Here is a 19,178-nt window from a genome sequence, read left to right on the forward strand (position 1 = left end):
TAATCGGCCACCTTTTTAGAGAGACTCCCTGTGCCATCCGCCTTATCTAGAGCGGGTTTATCAGTGGTAAAACAAACATCGAACAACGAGGAATCCTAAGTGTTAGAAGCTTACAGAAATCATGTTGCAGAGCGCGCCGAACAAGGCATTCCGCCATTACCATTAAATGCTGAACAAGTGAGCCAACTGGTTGAGTTATTGAAGAATCCACCAGCCGGTGAAGAAGAATTTCTGGTCGAATTATTAACACATCGAGTACCACCTGGTGTCGACGAGGCTGCGTACGTTAAAGCCGCTTTCCTGGCCGCAGTAGCTAAAGGCGAAGCAGAGTCTCCTTTGATTGATAAATCTCATGCAACTAAGTTGCTGGGTACCATGCTTGGTGGTTACAACATCGCAACTTTGGTCGAGCTTCTTGATGATTCTGAGCTGGCAGAACTGGCTGGTGAAAAATTAAAGCACACCTTGCTGATGTTCGATGCTTTCCATGATGTTGCAGAAAAAGCCGACAAAGGTAATGCCATTGCAAAGGCTGTCATTGAGTCATGGGCAAATGCTGAATGGTTTAAAGAAAAGCCTTCATTGGCAGAAAAAATTACTTTAACTGTATTCAAAGTTCCGGGCGAAACCAATACCGATGACCTGTCGCCAGCTCAAGACGCATGGTCACGTCCTGATATTCCATTACACGCTTTGGCTATGCTAAAAAATGAGCGTGAAGGTATTAACCCTGATAAAGAGGGTGAAATCGGTCCTATTTCAACGATTGAAAAACTTAAAGAAAAAGGTCATCCGCTTGCTTACGTTGGTGACGTTGTTGGTACGGGTTCTTCGCGTAAATCTGCGACAAACTCTGTTTTATGGCACATGGGTGAAGATATTCCTTATGTTCCAAACAAGCGTGCTGGCGGTTTCTGTTTTGGTGGCAAGATTGCTCCAATCTTCTACAACACCATGAAGGATGCAGGTTCATTGCCTATCGAGCTTGATGTTTCAAAAATGGACACAGGCGATGTCATTGATGTTTATCCTTATGAAGGCAAAGTCGAAAAAGATGGCGAAGTAATCGCAACTTTCGACTTTGGTTCTGGCGTTGTTCTAGACGAAGTTCAGGCCGGTGGTCGAATTCCATTGATTATTGGTCGTGGTTTGACTACGCGTGCTCGCGATTATTTAGGTATGCCAGCAGCTGATTTCTTCCGTTCGCCTGCTGAAGTTCAAGATTCTGCAAAAGGCTTTACGTTAGCGCAAAAAATGGTAGGTAAGGCTTGCGGTCTTGAAGGCGTTCGTCCTGGCCAATACTGCGAACCAATGATGACTACAGTTGGTTCTCAGGATACCACTGGCCCTATGACACGTGATGAACTGAAAGATCTCGCCTGTTTAGGTTTCCAGGCTGATCTGGTCATGCAGTCATTCTGCCATACAGCAGCTTATCCGAAGCCAGTAGACGTTGACACTCAACACACACTTCCTGATTTCATCATGAACCGTGGCGGTGTGTCGTTACGCCCAGGCGACGGTATTATCCACAGCTGGTTAAACCGTATGTTGCTTCCAGATACCGTTGGTACTGGTGGTGATTCGCATACTCGTTTCCCTCTGGGTATCTCTTTCCCTGCAGGTTCTGGCCTTGTGGCTTTCGCCGCTGCAACTGGTGTTATGCCATTGGATATGCCGGAATCAGTTCTTGTTCGCTTCAAAGGTAAAATGCAGCCGGGTATCACATTGCGTGATCTGGTCCATGCGATTCCTTATCAAGCGATTAAAGAAGGTTTATTAACCGTTGAAAAAGCGGGTAAGAAAAACATTTTCTCCGGTCGTATTCTTGAAATCGAAGGTCTTGAGCACTTGACTGCTGAGCAGGCATTTGAATTGTCTGATGCATCTGCAGAGCGTTCAGCTGCAGGCTGTACTATTAAGTTGAGTGAAGAGTCTGTAGCAGAATACCTGCAATCTAACATTGTATTGTTGAAGTGGATGATTGCTAATGGCTATGGCGATGAGCGTACCATTTCTCGTCGTATTGAGAAGATGGAAGAGTGGTTGGCTAACCCATCATTGATGGAAGCTGATAAAGACGCAGACTATGCTGCTGTTATCGAAATTGATATGGACAGTTTGAAAGAGCCGGTATTGTGTGCACCAAATGACCCAGATGATGCGCGTTTATTAAGTGACGTCGCTGGCGACAAGATTGATGAGGTGTTCATCGGTTCCTGTATGACTAACATTGGTCACTTCCGTGCTGCTTCTAAACTGTTAGAAAGCGTAGAAGCTGGAACTTTGGAAACTCGTCTTTGGATTGCTCCACCGACTCGTATGGATGAGCATCAGTTGATGGAAGAAGGGCATTACAATATCTTCGGTCGTTCAGGTGCGCGTCTTGAAATGCCGGGTTGTTCATTATGTATGGGTAACCAGGCGCGTGTAGCTCCTAAATCAACGGTTGTTTCTACTTCAACTCGTAACTTCCCTAACCGTCTTGGTCAGGGTGCCAACGTTTATCTGGCATCTGCAGAACTTGCTTCTGTTGCCGCTGTAATGGGGCGTTTGCCAACGGTTGAAGAGTACATGGGTTATGCCAGCAAGCTAGACTCATTGTCGAAAGATATCTATAAGTACATGAACTTCCATCAGATGGAAGAGTACAAAGCAAAGGCTGCTAAAGTCACCATCCCGGTTGCTAATAAAGTAACCGTTGGTGCTTAAGCTTTAGCTGGATATTAGCTTAACCATGAAAAGCCCACTTCGGTGGGCTTTTTTTGTGTCTGACTGTCTGCTAGATTGTAGCTGTCTTTGTGAATAACCATTTTGGGGTAGGTATGAATATTGAAATAACATCGTTATACGCTGGGCTATTAGCCTTATTGATTTTACTATTGTCTTACCGTGTGGTCATGCTCAGGAGAAAGCTGCAGGTAGGAATTGGTTCTCATGGCGAGAAAGTATTGGCCAGAGCGATTCGTGTGCACGGCAATGCAGTTGAATATATCCCGATCTGTCTTTTATTAATGGCGCTGGCAGAAATTCAAGGAGCATCATCATGGTTTATGCACGGAACAGGTCTGGCTTTATTAGTCGGTAGGGTGTTGCATGCAGCAGGCTTGTCAAAAAGCGTGGGTAAGTCTTTTGGGCGTTTTTATGGAGTGATTTTGACCTGGTTAGTGATGCTGGTACTTTCTGGTTATTTAATCGGTTACTTTATTGGTTTTAATGGCGCTGCATAATCGTTTCGGCTAATTAATAAACCACCCAGCTCTATGCGGAAGGGTGGTTTATTTTTTCTCCAGATATTTATCCTGTATGACCATCGGACTTAAAGGCTTATCAAAGTAATAGCCCTGAAATTGTGGGCAGCGCTCTTCTTTCAAAAACTCTAGCTGCTCCTCTGTCTCTACGCCTTCGGCGGTTACTTCCAAACCCAGATCTTGGCTCATGCGAATAATTGTTTTAACGATGGTTTCGCTATCGGGATCGCCCGGAATATCGTTGACAAAAGTTCGATCAATTTTAAGTTTGTCGAGGGGTAGTTTCTTTAGGTGATTAAGAGATGAATAACCTGTGCCAAAATCATCTATTGATATACGAACACCAATTTTCTTGAGAGCTTTTAATAGTTCAATTGAGCGTTTCTCTTCGTAAATAATAAGTGTTTCAGTGACTTCGAGCTCTAGTAACTCGGCAGGAATCTTTGTTGAGTCGAGCAAGTTGGAAATTGTCTCTACGAGATTGCCATGAATAAGCTGGATGGCTGATAGGTTCACAGAAATAACAGGTGAACTGCCGTACTCATCTATCCAGAACTTGATTTGTTGACAGGCCTTTTCAAGAACCCAGTTACCGATATCGACAATGGTGCCATTTTCTTCAGCTATCGGAATAAATTCGAGTGGCGAGATTATTCCCTGCTCAGGGTGGTTCCAACGGATAAGAGCTTCTACGCCTAATAAATTGCTATCTGTGCCATTAATCTGCGGTTGGTATAACAGGAAGAACTCGTTGTTATAAACGGCCTTATGCAAATCATTTTCCAGGGTCTGACGCCTCATGATTACAGCTTCCATGTCAGACTTGAAAATGGCATAACCATTGCGCCCTTTGGCTTTGGCATGATACATGGCTGTATCTGCGCGTTGCATGATGAGTTCATGGCTGTCCGCATCTCTGGGATAAACTACTATGCCTATACTGGCTGTCACATGAAGTGACTGACCATTGATGCGGAACCCTTTGCTCAGCGTCTGTAGTAATTTTTTAGCAACCGTTACGGCATCTTCTTCAGCATCTTCTGGATTATCACTTAACTCACTGAGCTGGATAATAAACTCATCACCACCAAGACGAGCGACGGTATCTCCTGAACGCACGTTATCTTCCAAACGCTTTGCCACTTCGACCAGTAATTTATCACCCGTCATGTGCCCCATGGAGTCATTGATGTTTTTAAAGAAATCCAAATCAATAAACAATACTGCACCATTATGGTGATGGCGCAGTGATAGAGCTAGAGATTGATTGATGCGGTCATTGAGTAATAGGCGATTAGGCAGTCCGGTTAAAGAATCATGCTGGGCCATATGCTGAATTTGTTGCTCAAATTCCTTTGACTCTGTGATGTCGACCCCGACAGTGACCACTGCAGGTACCCGGCTATAGCGACCGACAAAGGGAACCTTAGAGATATTGAGGTAAGTTGTTTTGTGATTGCTGGCTTTTACTTTTAATTGCTTATCTACCGCGACAGCATCTTTTCTCAGTAGGTATTCCTCATCTTCAAAGAGTTTGCTGGCTTCTGGTATTTGCTTTTTTAGTTGTTCTATATTGATATCATCAAATTCTTTCTGGGATAAACCAAAAAAATTAGCTGCATATCTGTTTGCTAGTATGACTTCACCGTTAGCATTAGTGGCGTAAATCATATGTGGAACCAAGTTAATGATTTGTTTGATTTGGTCAGTCTTGTCTGCAAGATCCGCCGTCTTCTTTCGTATCTGTTTGCGCAGAATCAGAACAACAAGACCGGTAATAATGAGTAAACCCAATAAGCCGATAAGACTGTAGAGTAGCCATGTGGGAAGGAAAGTGTTGGTATTGTCTTTACCTAACCAACGCTCATTGATTTCATAATAGGGGGAAGAGGGGTTATCCTTCCATTCATCAAGGTAATTATCTATGGTCTGTAATACATCCGCATTTTTACCCTTGGGGCTGGCGAATAGCACTTTTGAAGGATTAAAAACGATTGGTGTACGTTCTATATTAAAACGCTTCTCGAAGCTATAGCCAACCAGGTTACCACTGACGGCCCCATCGACTAGACGTTTATCCAGTAGCGCAAAGGCGGACTTGTAGTCCTGAACTTCTTTTAAATGACAAATGATATCGAATTGGGCGCAGAGGTTAGCAAATTGAATGGCGTAGATCTCGTCTTTAACAACTGCAATTGTCTTGCCTTCAAAATCAAAGATGTTCTCAAGTAGCTCCTCATCTGGGTGAATATAAACCTGTCCCCAGCCGGTGATATAGCTGATTGAGTTGTAGTCGAGAAACTCTGCTCGTTGTCTCGAATATGCGACGAAAGGTATTAGATCAAGTTCTGCTCGTTTGGCAGTATTAATGATTTCGGGCCATTTGAGATAGAGCCACTGAATACGCCAGTTTTCCCGTTCCGCTATTTCCTCTAGAAAGTCGACCAGAAAACCAGAGTGATTACCGCTGTCGCTCGGGATGAGAGCTGGTGGAGCATCCAGAATGGCTACTCTTAAGGTTTTTGTTGGCTGAGTTTCAGCTGCATCCAATACGCCTGCAAGTAGGATAAAGTGCGTGATAATGACTAATGTGCAAAAGCGTATAGTTTTCAACAACAAAGTATGCCCTCCAGATAGACGTAACCACCTTAGCTTTAATTATAAAGTTGTGCAATATAATTGTTGAAATTGGTTGACTAACCTTTTGAAAAGGTTAGTTTTTATTCAATTTCTACTTCCCACAAAAAAGCCGGCTACTTGAGCCGGCTTAAGACAGTGCAAACTGCTATTATTAATCTACAATTTCCATTTCTTTGATCAGGTTATGTGCATTATCAACGTGCTCCATAACCCACAGCATATAAGCACTGCTGACGTGGATAGAACGGTTCAAATCATCGTTGTAATCCCAGTCAGCAATGATTGATTCATAAACCCCATCGAAAATTAGACCCACAAACTCTGCGTTTGCATTAAGAGTAGGTGAACCTGAGTTGCCACCTGTAACGTCCAATGTGGTTAGGAAGTTAACCTGTACGCTGCCAAGATCCTTATCCAGGTAATCGCCATACTCTTTAGACTTGATTAAGTCGAGTTGATTTTGTGGTGAGTTGAATGGCTCTTCACCAGTATGCTTAGCTGCGATACCTTCTAGTGTGGTGAAAGGTGTTGCATACAAGCCATCTTTTGGTGAATAACCCTTAACATTACCAAAGGTCACACGAAGCGTGCTGTTGGCATCTGCATATACGGGTTTGTCCATTGATTTGTAATAATCAATGATGGCTGACATGTACTGAGGACGAAGCTCTTGAAACTTACCGCCACGCTCTTTGCTTTCAAGTTCACGTTCGAACTTTTCATCATAGGTTGCTACTGCTAGCTGAATGTATGGGTCATTAGATTGTTTGAAATCTTCAACTGACTTGTCCATCCATGCCAAACGCGTTTCAAGTTCATTCAATTTGGTTTTGGCGTACATCGCATCGACTTTTTTGCTAAAGGCTTCAGCATCAAACGTTTCGCCTATACCCATAAACTCATCGTAAGACTTGAGACGTTGATCTGCAGGTAGCTCAGCATATAAAGGTGCGAAATGCTTCAGCAGAGCTTTTTCAACTTCAGCATCCCAGCGACGTTCCATACTTTTCAGGCCTTCTTTAAAGCGAACCATATCACGCTCCTGGTATCCAGGCTCGCGCTCTGCGTCAGGCTTTTGCTTTTCGATGGCTAGACGATATAGACGTGCAGCGGTACCGGTCAAAGTATCACGGTTAATAGCCCATGAGCGAAGAGTACGCTCCTGTTCAGCTATGTTTTCAAGGATCAGGGCATTCAATGCGTCAATGGCATCGCCATGTTTTGCTTTCATGTTCGGGTTTGCTTCAAGCCACGCTTTAAGATCATTCTCCAGGGCGACTTTGCGCTCAAGAAGATCACCTTTGGCATAGCTTTCAATCATACTGCCCCAGTTTTTCTCGGCATTATTGAGGCCAGCCAGTGTGCTGGCATACTTAACGCGAGCATCAGAACCTTCAGGTGCTGTTTCTTCAATTAAGCCGATATATTCCTGTAGCGTATTACGGAAAGTTGGATACCACCACTCAAACTGATTTTTAACTTCGGCACTGGTGCGGTAGCGGTTTGTGCTGCCTGGGTATCCTGCAACCATCACGAAGTCGCCTTTATCAACACCTTCTTTATTCACTTTAAGGTAGTGCTCAGGCTCATAAGGTACATTGTCTTCAGAGTATTCAGCCGGATTGCCATCTTTATCTACATAAGCGCGATAGAAAGCAAAGTCACCAGTGTGGCGTGGCCACATCCAGTTATCGACATCACCGCCGTATTTACCAATATGTGATGATGGCGCGTAAACCAGACGCACGTCTTTAATTTCAAGCTGTTTTATCAAGTAGTATTCGAGACCACCATGGAAAGACACTACGTTACAACGGTGGCCAGCGTCCTGCTCACATTCTGCAACCAGGGCTTTTTCAGTGTTCTCAATCGCTTTATAGCGCTCAAGACCAGAAAGCTCTTCGCTGGCAGCGTTCACATTTGAAGTCACATCGCTAACATTAACAGTCACGTAAACACGAGATCCTGGTGCTGCTGGAAGTTCTTTATCAAAAGACTCAGCTAGGAAACCTTTATCTAGCAGGTTGTTTTCCGCAGTGGAATTAAACTGGATGCTGCCGTATGCACAATGGTGATTGGTTGCTACTAAACCCTGCGGTGAAAGGAATGATGCTGTACAGCCGCCTAGGCTGATAACAGCCCCCATTGGGAATTCGGTTAACTCAGTTAGCTTATTAGGGTTTATCTTAATACCAGCTTTTTTCAGCTGCTTTTTAATGGTTGGTAACTGATGAGGCTGCCACATGCCTTCGTCCGCCATTAGCGGAGAAACAGCAAGGGTTAAAGCCGCAGTGATTAATAGTTTTTTCATTGGACTCTCTACTGTGTTGTTAAAAGAATAACCGACTCATCCTAAAGCATTAACCATAGATTTCTAATGCGAAATTTCGGAAAAGTGTTAATAAATATTACAAAAAAGCCGGCAGATGAGCCGGCTCTTATAAGTTGTTAAACCTGATAGAAAATCGACTACCGTTAGTTTAACTGCATTTCTGGAACATGATCCGGGATAACCAGATCGGCTTCCGTTTTTTCTTTGATTTCTTCGACTGATACACCTGGCGCGCGCTCTAGCAGGTGGAAGGCACCGTCTTTAATTTCCATCAGTGCAAGTTCAGTAATCACGCGTTTAATACATTTAGCACCGGTCAGCGGAAGCGTACACTGCTTGAGGATTTTGGAAACACCATGCTTGTTCGCGTGAGTCATGGTAACTATGATGTTTTCAGCACCAGCTACCAGATCCATAGCACCACCCATACCTTTTACAAGTTTGCCGGGAATCATCCAGGAAGCGATATTGCCTTCCTGATCCACCTCAAATGCACCTAAAACGGTCAGGTCAACGTGGCCGCCACGAATCATGGCAAAGCTTTCTGCTGATGAGAAGAAAGCGGCACCAGTTACAGCAGTTACTGTCTGTTTGCCTGCGTTGATCAAGTCAGGGTCAATGGTTTCTTCGGTAGGGAATTGGCCCATGCCTAACAAACCATTCTCAGACTGAAGCATAACTTTGACGCCGTCAGGGATATAGTTTGCGACTAAAGTAGGGATACCGATACCCAAGTTAACGTAAAAACCATCTTCTAATTCTTGCGCCACTCGCATGGCGATTTGTTCACGTGTTAATGCCATGATGCGCTCCTTATGATCTTACTGTGCGTTGTTCGATACGTTTCTCAAAGTTTTCGCCTTTGATAACGCGCTGGACATAAATACCTGGAGTATGAATAAAGTTTGGATCCAACTCTCCAGGCTCAACAATTTCTTCAACTTCAGCAACGGTAATCTTACCTGCCGTCGCCATCATTGGATTAAAGTTCATGGCTGTCTTGTTGAAAATAAGGTTACCCATGGTGTCCGCTTTCCAGGCTTTGATTAAAGCAAAGTCAGCAGTCAATGAGGGCTCAAGAACATAGTCACGGCCATCGATGTTGCGCGTTTCTTTACCTTCAGCGACCTGAGTACCAAAACCAGTGGCAGTAAAGAAAGCAGGGATACCAGCACCACCGGCACGGATTTTTTCAGCCAGTGTTCCCTGTGGTGTCAAAATAACTTCCATCTCACCAGACAGTAGCAACTTTTCGAATAGCTCGTTTTCACCAACGTATGAACCAATCATGGTGCTTATCTGGCGCTTCTCTAACCATTTACCCAGACCAAACCCATCAACACCCGCGTTGTTGGAAATGGCCGTTAAGCCTTTACTGCCCATTTTGTAGACTTGCTCAATCAAGCCTTCAGGAATACCGCATAGGCCAAAACCGCCGACCATGACGGTCATATTATCGGTAAAGCCCTCAAGAGCTTCTTCGTAACTGTGTACGACTTTATCAAAACCTGACATGTTTAATCCTCGTCAAATCGAATGAATTAGTTATTATCTTTTAGCGAGTAGCGCATTGGCTGCTCGGGAAACAGGACGACGGCCCAGTTGCTCTGAAATATAAGCGCCTGCGTCCACCAGTTTAGTTATATCAATACCGGTTTCAATACCTAAACCGTTGAGCATATAGACAACATCCTCTGTAGCGACATTGCCGGTGGCACCAGGAGCATAAGGGCAACCGCCCAAACCTGCAACAGAGCTGTCGATGGTGGCGACACCAAGTTCAAGGCACGCATAGATATTGGCTAATGCCTGGCCATAGGTATCGTGAAAATGACAGGCTAGTTTATTGGTTGGAACATACTCAGCAACCGCTGCAATCATAGCTCTTGCTTTATTTGGCGTTCCAACACCAATGGTGTCGCCCAGCGAAATTTCGTAGCAACCCAGGTCATACAGTGCTTTGGCTACTTCAGCGACTTTTTCTGGTGCTATATCGCCTTCAAAAGGGCAGCCAAGCACACAGGAAACATAGCCACGAACTTTAATACCATGCTCTTTGGCTGCTTCGATAACTGGCTTGAAACGCTCAATTGACTCTGCAATGGAGCAATTGATATTTTTCTGCGAGAAGCTCTCTGAGGCTGCTGCAAAAACAGCCACTTCTTTTGCGTCACCAGCTAAAGCACCTTCAAGCCCTTTCACATTAGGAGTGAGAACTGGAAACCAGACGCTTCCGTCCTGTGCTTCGGGAAACTCTTTCAGGCCAGCCATGATTTCATGGTGATCCGCCATTTGCGGTACCCATTTAGGAGAGACAAAAGCAGTCGCCTCAATATGCTTTTCACCGGCATCGATTAAGCGACGAATCAACTCAAGTTTAATCTCAGTTGAAACTGGCTGTTTTTCATTCTGCAATCCATCCCTTGGTCCCATTTCAACAATTTTAACGTGAGTGGGCAGGGCAGGGTTGTCCGATACCATAACCATTATTCAGACACCTCCAGTGATAGCAGTTCAGCACCATCATCCACCAGATCGCCAGCAGCATAATGAATTTCACTGACCACGCCAGCACTTGGTGCGTTAATGGTGTGTTCCATTTTCATCGCCTCAAGGATAACCAGTGGCTGACCAGACTCAACGTGATCGCCTTCACTGACCAGAACTTCAATCACCGTTCCTGGCATTGGTGCAGTCAGGCTACCACCTGAATCTTCTGTGTCACCGGCCAGGCCGCGCTCAACTTTTTCTAGCACCTTATAATGGCCGTGAATAAAGATATGCAAGCTGGCACCATCATCAACAACTGTGGCATTGAAACGCTTGCCATTGGCATCAAGACGTAGAATGTGACCATTCAAGGTTGCGCTATTGACTGGTAGCTCGCCACTTGGCAGATCGAGTAAATAACCATCATTGCGGAAATGGACAACTACTTCTACGTCATTGGCAATGCCGTCAACTTTATCCAGATATTCAAAAGTATGATGGTTATCAGTATTTAAACGCCAGCCGTTAACAGAGTGCCACGGCGAATAAGGGTCTTCACTCTGCTGGGCATTTTCTGCAGCAGTTTGCTCACGTTTTAATAATTGATAGACCGCTGCTGCAACCAAGGTGTCATCATCGGCTGCTTCTTCATCAAGAATCAAATCGTCTTTGTAGCGCTCAATAAAATTAGTATCTAAGTCAAGATCCTCAAAGCCGTGGCAGTGTGCCAGTGCAGAAAGGAAGGGAACGTTAGTGGTTAAGCCCACTACCTGATACTGGGCTAATGCTCCGCGTAAGCGAGCCAGTGCAGCGTTACGATCCTGATCCCAAACGATAAGCTTGGCAATCATAGGATCGTAATGCACAGATACTGTATCACCCTGAGTAACACCGGTGTCTATGCGAACATGATCAGTTTCGTCAGGGGTATTTAAATGCAGCAATGTACCGGTTGCTGGCAGGAAGTCCTGATTCGGATCTTCGGCATAAATGCGGACTTCGAAAGCATGGCCATTGATGTTTAATTCATCCTGCTGCATGGGCAGTTCCTGACCTGCAGCAACTTTTAATTGCCACTCGACCAAATCCTGACCAGTAATCTTTTCAGTAACAGGGTGCTCTACCTGCAAGCGCGTGTTCATTTCCATGAAGTAGAATGATTCATCTTCATCGTATAAGAACTCGACCGTACCCGCGCCCACATAGCCAATGGCCTGTGCCGCACGAATGGCAACCTGACCCATTTTGGAGCGAGTCTCTTCGCTTAAGCCTGGTGCTGGTGCTTCTTCAATAACCTTTTGATGGCGACGTTGTACTGAACAGTCACGCTCAAATAAATGCACCGCATTGCCATGCTTATCGGCAAACACTTGAATCTCAACGTGGCGAGGCTTGGTGATGTATTTTTCGACCAAGACTTTGTCATCGCCAAAGGATGCTGCAGACTCACGCTTACAGGAAGCCAGGCTAGAGGCAAACTCTTCTTCTTTCCAGACAATGCGCATGCCTTTACCACCACCGCCAGCGGTAGCCTTGATGATCACAGGGTAACCAATGTCATCTGCTTGGGATTTAAGGAAGTCTCCGTCCTGATTTTCACCATGGTAGCCTTTAACCAAAGGCACTTTGGCTTCTTCCATAATTTCTTTAGCCGCAGACTTTGAACCCATGGCGATAATCGCACCTTCCGGTGGGCCAATGAATTCGATATTGTTTTCGGCTAGAGCTTTGGCAAAGTCTGCGTTTTCAGACAAGAAACCATAGCCAGGGTGCACTGCCTGTGCACCAGTTTTCTTGCAAGCATCAATAATCAGCTCACCTTTAAGATACGACTCACGTGCTGGAGCAGGACCTAAATATACTGCTTCGTCGGCCATTGCTACATGCATTGCGTCTTTATCGGCTTCAGAGTAAACCGCAACGGTTTTGATGCCGAGTTTTTTTGCCGTTTTAATCACGCGGCAAGCAATCTCACCACGGTTAGCAATCAATATTTTTGTAAACATGTTCGCTGTTTCCTTAACCAATTATTGTGAGCTGCTTTTAGACTGGCCAACTGACCAATCGGCAGTACGTTTTTCGAGGAAAGCGTTCAAACCTTCTTTACCTTGCTCGCTCGCACGTATGTCGGCAATACGGCGTGCGGTTTCGTCCATCAAGGACTGGTCAATGGCTTGATTCGCTACAGCTCTGATTAAATCTTTTGCTGTTTTAACAGCTTGTGGACCATTGCTTAATAAAGTGGTTATTATTTCATTGGTTTTCTCAACCAATAAGTCTTCGGCAACCACCTCATGGACCAGACCAAATTCAGCTGCTTTGTCTGCTTTAAAACGTTCGGCAGTTGTGAAGTATCTCTGTGCCTGTCGTTCGCCCATCGCTTTAACCACATAAGGGCTGATAACGGCAGGAATGAGTCCAAGCTTTACTTCGGATAAGCAGAAACTGGCGCGCTCTGATGCAATCACGATATCACAGCAAGCCACCAGGCCAACACCGCCACCAAAGGCAGCGCCCTGAACTTGGCAAACCGTGGTTTTGCTCATGCCATAAATGGTATTCATCAAGGTGGCCAGAGCTTGAGAATCTTGATAGTTTTCTTCCCAGGAATAATCAGCCATGCGACGCATCCAGTTCAGGTCAGCGCCAGCTGAAAAGCTCTTGCCTTCTGCACGTAAGACAACCACTTCCACCTCAGGATGGTTTTCCATGGCAGAAAAGGCTTCAGTCAGCTCGCCAATTAATTTGTCATCAAAGGCGTTGTGAATTTCAGGGCGGGTGAGGGTAATGTAACCTACACCACGACCGGTTTTACCAAGTTCATTGGTATCAATGGTAATGTTTAATGCTTCACTCATATGATCATTCCTGCCTTACATTCTGAAGACGCCGAACTTGGTTTCTTCGGCTTCTTTGTTCATGGCGGCTGATAGGCCAAGGCCTAACACCATACGAGTATCAGCAGGATCGATAATGCCATCATCCCATAAGCGAGCACTTGAGTAGTAAGGATGGCCTTGCTTTTCATATTGCTCTTCGATGGGGCGCTTAAATTCTTTTTCTTCCTCTGCCGACCACATTGGCTGGCCAGAGCGCTCAAAATTATCACGCTTAATTTGTGCCAATACGTTAGCAGCCTGTTCTCCACCCATGACAGAGATACGAGCATTCGGCCACATCCATAGGAAGCGAGGGCTATAGGCGCGACCACACATACCGTAGTTACCTGCACCGAAACTACCACCTACAATAACGGTGAACTTTGGCACTTTGGCACAAGCAACTGCTGTCACCATTTTGGCGCCGTGCTTGGCAATACCTTCGTTTTCGTACTTACGGCCAACCATGAAACCGGTAATGTTTTGCAGGAACACCAATGGAATGCCGCGCTGAGAACAAAGCTCAATGAAGTGTGCGCCTTTTAGTGCTGATTCAGAGAAAAGAATACCGTTGTTGGCAACGATGCCTACAGGATAACCATGAATGCGGGCAAAACCACAGATCAATGTGTTGCCATATAAAGGTTTAAATTCGTCCAGTTCAGAACCGTCAACGATACGCGCGATGATTTCACGAATATCGAATGGCTTGCGTGGATCTTTGTTGATGACGCCGTACAATTCTTCAGCAGGGTAGAGCGGAGCAACTGGCTTTTTTAGCGTCACAGAAGGCGTTTTTTTACGATTCAGATTAGACACAACCTGACGCGCCAGTTTTAATGCGTGTTCGTCATTTAATGCATAGTGGTCGGTAACACCAGAAGTTTTACAGTGAACGTCGGCACCGCCTAAGTCTTCACTGGAAACGACTTCACCGGTTGCTGCTTTAACTAGCGGTGGGCCACCCAGGAAAATCGTACCTTGTTCTTTCACGATAATGGATTCATCTGCCATCGCAGGTACATATGCACCACCGGCAGTACAGGAACCCATGACTACCGCGATTTGAGGAATCCCTTTGGCAGACATATTGGCCTGGTTGTAGAAGATACGACCAAAGTGCTCTTTGTCCGGGAACACTTCATCCTGCTGCGGCAGGTTAGCACCGCCTGAATCGACCAGGTAAATACAGGGCAGATTATTCTGTTCAGCGATTTCCTGCGCGCGTAAATGCTTTTTTACCGTTTCGGGAAAGTAGGTGCCGCCTTTAACCGTTGCATCGTTGGCAACAATCATACACTCGACGCCTGAAACACGGCCAATGCCCGCAATCAAGCCAGCTGCGGGGACTTTGTTATCGTACAAATCCCATGCTGCCATTTGTGAAATTTCTAAAAACGGCGAGCCTACATCAAGAAGCTTGCGTACGCGCTCACGGGGTAAAAGTTTACCACGCGACAGGTGTTTTTCCTGATACTTTGGACCACCACCTTGAGTGATGTATTCCATCTTGTCACGCAAGTCATCGACCAAAGCGGTCATGGCTTCGGCATTCTCGGTAAAACTTGCGCTACGAGGATTGAGTGACGATTTAATTACAGGCATATGTCTGTCCTAATGTTATTCTGATGCGATAGCGCGGCCAATAACCATGCGCTGTACTTCGCTTGTACCTTCGTAAATCTGCGCGATTCTAACATCGCGATAAATTCGCTCGACTGGATAATCTTTTAAATAGCCGTAGCCGCCTAATACCTGAATGGCATCTGAGCAGACTTTTTCGGCAACTTCCGAGGCATATAACTTTGCCATACAAGCCTCTTTTAGGCAGGGCAGGTTATTGTCGCGTAATTCTGCTGCGTGTAAAACCATCTGGCGAGCCGCTTCAACCTGAGTTGCCATGTCGGCCAGCTTAAATTGCACCGCCTGATGTTGGTTGATCGGTTTACCAAATGAGGTTCTTTCTTTCGAGTATTGAAGTGCATATTCGTATGCTGCACGGGCCATGCCCACAGCTTGAGCTGCGATACCGATACGGCCGCCTTCAAGACCAGAAAGAGCGATCTTATAACCTTCACCTTCTTTACCTAACAGGTTCTCAGCCGGAATGCGGCAGTCCTCGAATACAATTTGCGCGGTGTCAGATGCGTTCTGACCCATTTTGTCTTCGATATTGGCGACGATATAGCCAGGTGTGTCTGTCGGCACGATAAAGGCGCTAATACCCTTCTTGCCAGCACTTGGGTCAGTGACTGCAAAGACAATCGCGATGTCTCCGTTTTTACCGGATGTAATGAATTGCTTGGAACCGTTGATAACGTATGAATCACCGTCTTTGACAGCCTTAGTTTTAAGGTCTGCAGCATCACTACCAGCATGCGGTTCGGTTAAGCAGAATGCACCCAACTTCTCGCCTGAAGCGAGTGGCTTAAGGAACTTTTCTTTTTGCTCATCAGTACCGAAATTCAAAATCGGCATACAGCCAACAGAATTAGTTACCGAAATAATGGTTGAACAGGCGCCGTCACCCGCAGCAATTTCTTCTAACACTAAAGCAGCAGCGACATAACCAATCTCGCAACCACCCCATTGCTCGGGTACCAACATGCCATAAAAACCAAGCTCAGCCAGACCTTTTAAGGCCTCTGCAGGAAAGGTTTTATTCTTGTCCCATTCTTCGGCAAAAGGGGCAATGCGCTCTTGCACATAGCCCCTGGCCATATCCTGAATCATTGTTTGTTCTTCAGTCAGAATCATAAGGTTCTTCTTCCGATTTTTAAAAATTCATCTTACCAATCACATTAAAATTAAGATTTTTGCTTTAGAGCGCGGCGGTTGTGCTCGGAGAAGGCTGAATGGACTATAGTCCATGATGCTTTTCGAGAACATAACCAACAAAGCGGCTCTTTTGCAAAAGTCGTGTAAAAAGATAATTTTATAGGAGTTCAATGGCCAATGCAGTTGCTTCACCACCACCAATACAAAGCGATGCCACACCTTTCGACTTGCCATACTTGCGCAGTGCTTCAATCAAGGTCACAACAATACGTGTACCTGAGCAGCCGATAGGATGACCTAAGGCACAGGCACCGCCATGAACATTGACCTTAGCGTGATCAAGTTCTAAATCTTTCATCGCCGCCATGGTCACTACTGCAAAGGCTTCGTTAATTTCAAACAAATCAACGTCATCTTTTGACCAGCCAGCTTTATCCAATACTTTCTGGATAGCGCCAACAGGGGCAATGGTAAATTCAGCTGGGATACGGGCATTGGTTGATTGTGCAACAATCTTTGCCAGAGGTTTCAGGCCACGCTTTTCAGCTTCTGATTGACGCATCAACACCACAGCCGCAGCACCATCAGAAATCGAACTGGCGTTCGCAGCTGTAACGGTGCCATCCTTTTTGAAGGCAGGGCGCAATGAAGGGATCTTGTCCGGACGTGCTTTTAGTGGTTGCTCATCTGTATTAACTTCGACGTCACCTTTACGAGATTTTACCGTGACAGGAACGATTTCGTTTTTAAATGAACCTTCCTCGATTGCTTTGTTGGCACGAGCCAATGACTCAATCGCGTAAGCATCCTGGTCTTCACGAGTGAACCCGTATTTTTCAACTGTTTGCTCAGCATAAACGCCCATCGCCTGACCTTCATAAGCATCTTCCAAGCCGTCAAAAGCCATATGGTCCAAAGTCTTACCATGACCAAAGCGCTGACCAAATCGACCTGTAGGCAATAGGTAAGGGGCAAGACTCATGCTCTCCATACCACCAGCAACCATCACGTCATTTGTACCAGCTTTTAATAGGTCATGAGCAAGCATGATCGTTTTCATACCTGAGCCACACACTTTGTTTACTGTCGTAGCACCAGTCGATTGTGGTATACCAGCACCAAGCGAAGCCTGACGCGCCGGAGCCTGCCCAACGCCTGCAGGAAGCACACAGCCCATGATGACTTCTTGAACATCATCAGCTTTGATACCTGCACGCTCTACCGCAGCTTTGATAGCTGTAGCGCCGAGTTCGGTTGATTTTACGGTTGATAATGCGCCACCGAAGCCGCCCATAGGCGTTCTTGCAGCACTGACAATAACAATAGGATCTGACATAAATATTTCTCCTGTTCGAAGTTTCCGAGCTTGCTATAACTTTGTTAAATGACTTTTTATCTTCTCCAATGACCAGTTAGGTCACCTCCGAATCTAAAAAGTCATTTGCCTCGTTCTAGCAGCACTCGATAACTTCTCTTACTTATTTGTTGAGAGAAGCTCGCTCACTTCTTCTGCAAAGTGAATTTAATTACCTTTAAGAAGTTATGTGCCTTGTTCTAGCAGCACTCGATAACTTCTCTTATTTAATCTTTTGCTTTAATAAAGCAGGTTTAGGCTGTTTCGTTAAACAACTCACGACCAATCAACATACGACGTATTTCAGATGTGCCGGCGCCAATTTCGTATAACTTAGCATCACGTAACAAACGGCCCGTTGGGTATTCGTTGATGTAGCCATTACCGCCTAACACTTGAATCGCGTCCAATGCCAATTTAGTAGCATTTTCCGCTGCGAATAGAATCGCTGCAGCTGCGTCTTTACGAGTTGTTTCGCCACGGTCACAGGCTTTAGCAACTGCATAAACGTAGGCGCGACTGGCGTTCATGGTGGTGTACATGTCTGCGACTTTACCCTGGATTAACTGGAAAGAGCCAATTGGTTTACCAAACTGCTTGCGCTCGTGTACATAAGGAACAACTACATCCATACAGGCGCGCATGATTCCTAAGGGGCCAGCAGCTAAAACAGCGCGCTCATAGTCCAAACCGCTCATTAAGATTTTAACACCTTCGTTAATAGGACCCATGACGTTTTCGGCAGGCACTTCACAGTCTTCAAAAACTAATTCACAGGTGTTTGAACCGCGCATACCTAACTTATCCAGTTTTTGCGCTGTTGAGAAACCTTTGAAGCCTTTTTCGATGATGAAGGCGGTAATACCTTTTGAACCAGCATCTGGCTCAGTTTTTGCATAAACCACCAATACATCCGCTTCTGGACCATTGGTGATCCACATTTTATTGCCGTTAAGAATGTATTTATCGCCTTTCAGCTCGGCGCGTAGTTTCATGCCTACGACATCAGAACCGGCGCCTGGCTCAGACATAGCCAAAGCTCCAACGTGCTCACCAGAGCATAGTTTTGGCAAATACTTCTTCTTTTGCTCTTCAGAACCATTACGACGGATCTGATTAACACACAGATTTGAATGAGCTCCATAGCTTAAGCCGATTGATGCGCTGGCGCGGCTGATTTCTTCCATCGCTACCACGTGTTCAAGGTAGCCCATGCCTGAACCGCCGTATTCTTCTTCGACGGTAATGCCTAATAGACCCAACTCACCAAATTTCTGCCATAAATGATGTGGGAACAGATTATCGTGATCGGTCTTTTCAGCGATTGGAGCAATTTCTTTCTCAGCAAACCCACGAACCATTTCGCGGATCATGTCGGCGGTTTCACCTAGGTCAAAGTTCAACGATGGATACATGCTTGTTCCTCTATCTTAATTTCAACAATTCAATGGTAA

General features: G+C 45.5%; 13 protein-coding genes. 2 read left to right on the forward strand and 11 right to left on the reverse strand.

Annotated elements, in window-relative coordinates; translation table 11 throughout:
- Positions 1-99 precede the first annotated feature (99 nt).
- Together acnB and B158_RS0112515 are read left to right on the forward strand one after the other, a co-directional pair.
- A complete protein-coding gene (gene acnB / locus B158_RS0112510; protein ID WP_018625735.1) occupies positions 100-2,712 on the forward strand; it encodes a bifunctional aconitate hydratase 2/2-methylisocitrate dehydratase in 2,613 nt (870 codons plus the stop codon).
- Between the two features lie 113 nt (positions 2,713-2,825).
- Positions 2,826-3,230 carry an MAPEG family protein gene (locus tag B158_RS0112515; RefSeq protein WP_018625736.1) on the forward strand — a complete coding sequence of 135 codons (405 nt, stop codon included), beginning with the start codon at positions 2,826-2,828 and terminating at the stop codon, positions 3,228-3,230.
- 48 nt (positions 3,231-3,278) lie between these two features.
- Here B158_RS0112515 and B158_RS0112520 read toward each other — a convergent pair whose 3' ends face one another.
- From B158_RS0112520 to B158_RS0112570, 11 genes are all read right to left on the reverse strand, one after another.
- Positions 3,279-5,864 carry an EAL domain-containing protein gene (locus B158_RS0112520; RefSeq protein ID WP_228127105.1) on the reverse strand — a complete coding sequence of 862 codons (2,586 nt, stop codon included), beginning with the start codon at positions 5,862-5,864 and terminating at the stop codon, positions 3,279-3,281.
- A 178-nt stretch (positions 5,865-6,042) separates the two neighbouring features.
- A complete protein-coding gene (locus tag B158_RS0112525; RefSeq protein WP_018625738.1) occupies positions 6,043-8,202 on the reverse strand; it encodes a S46 family peptidase in 2,160 nt (719 codons plus the stop codon).
- Positions 8,203-8,366: 164 nt separating this feature from the next.
- Positions 8,367-9,026, reverse strand: a complete 660-nt coding sequence (locus B158_RS0112530; RefSeq protein WP_018625739.1) for a CoA transferase subunit B — start codon at positions 9,024-9,026, stop codon at positions 8,367-8,369.
- A 10-nt stretch (positions 9,027-9,036) separates the two neighbouring features.
- Positions 9,037-9,738: a CoA transferase subunit A gene (locus tag B158_RS0112535; protein WP_018625740.1), complete on the reverse strand. Its 702-nt coding sequence runs from the start codon at positions 9,736-9,738 to the stop codon at positions 9,037-9,039.
- Positions 9,739-9,771: 33 nt separating this feature from the next.
- Entirely contained in the window at positions 9,772-10,710 is a 939-nt protein-coding gene (locus tag B158_RS0112540) for a hydroxymethylglutaryl-CoA lyase (protein WP_018625741.1), read from the reverse strand.
- Entirely contained in the window at positions 10,710-12,719 is a 2,010-nt protein-coding gene (locus B158_RS0112545) for an acetyl/propionyl/methylcrotonyl-CoA carboxylase subunit alpha (RefSeq protein ID WP_018625742.1), read from the reverse strand. The genes B158_RS0112540 and B158_RS0112545 overlap by 1 nt, the downstream gene beginning before the upstream one ends.
- Positions 12,720-12,740: 21 nt before the next feature.
- Positions 12,741-13,571 carry an enoyl-CoA hydratase/isomerase family protein gene (locus B158_RS0112550; RefSeq protein WP_018625743.1) on the reverse strand — a complete coding sequence of 277 codons (831 nt, stop codon included), beginning with the start codon at positions 13,569-13,571 and terminating at the stop codon, positions 12,741-12,743.
- A 15-nt stretch (positions 13,572-13,586) separates the two neighbouring features.
- Positions 13,587-15,197 carry a carboxyl transferase domain-containing protein gene (locus tag B158_RS0112555; RefSeq protein WP_018625744.1) on the reverse strand — a complete coding sequence of 537 codons (1,611 nt, stop codon included), beginning with the start codon at positions 15,195-15,197 and terminating at the stop codon, positions 13,587-13,589.
- Positions 15,198-15,212: 15 nt separating this feature from the next.
- Positions 15,213-16,349, reverse strand: coding sequence for an acyl-CoA dehydrogenase (locus B158_RS0112560; protein WP_018625745.1), 1,137 nt, complete (start codon positions 16,347-16,349; stop codon positions 15,213-15,215).
- Between the two features lie 178 nt (positions 16,350-16,527).
- Complete coding sequence (locus tag B158_RS0112565) at positions 16,528-17,706, reverse strand: thiolase family protein (protein ID WP_018625746.1); 1,179 nt, start codon at positions 17,704-17,706, stop codon at positions 16,528-16,530.
- 272 nt (positions 17,707-17,978) lie between these two features.
- Positions 17,979-19,139, reverse strand: a complete 1,161-nt coding sequence (locus B158_RS0112570) for an isovaleryl-CoA dehydrogenase (RefSeq protein ID WP_018625747.1) — start codon at positions 19,137-19,139, stop codon at positions 17,979-17,981.
- Positions 19,140-19,178 lie beyond the last annotated feature (39 nt).

The organism is Kangiella aquimarina DSM 16071 (assembly GCF_000374105.1).
In the GTDB taxonomy this organism is placed as follows: Bacteria; Pseudomonadota; Gammaproteobacteria; order Enterobacterales; family Kangiellaceae; genus Kangiella; species Kangiella aquimarina.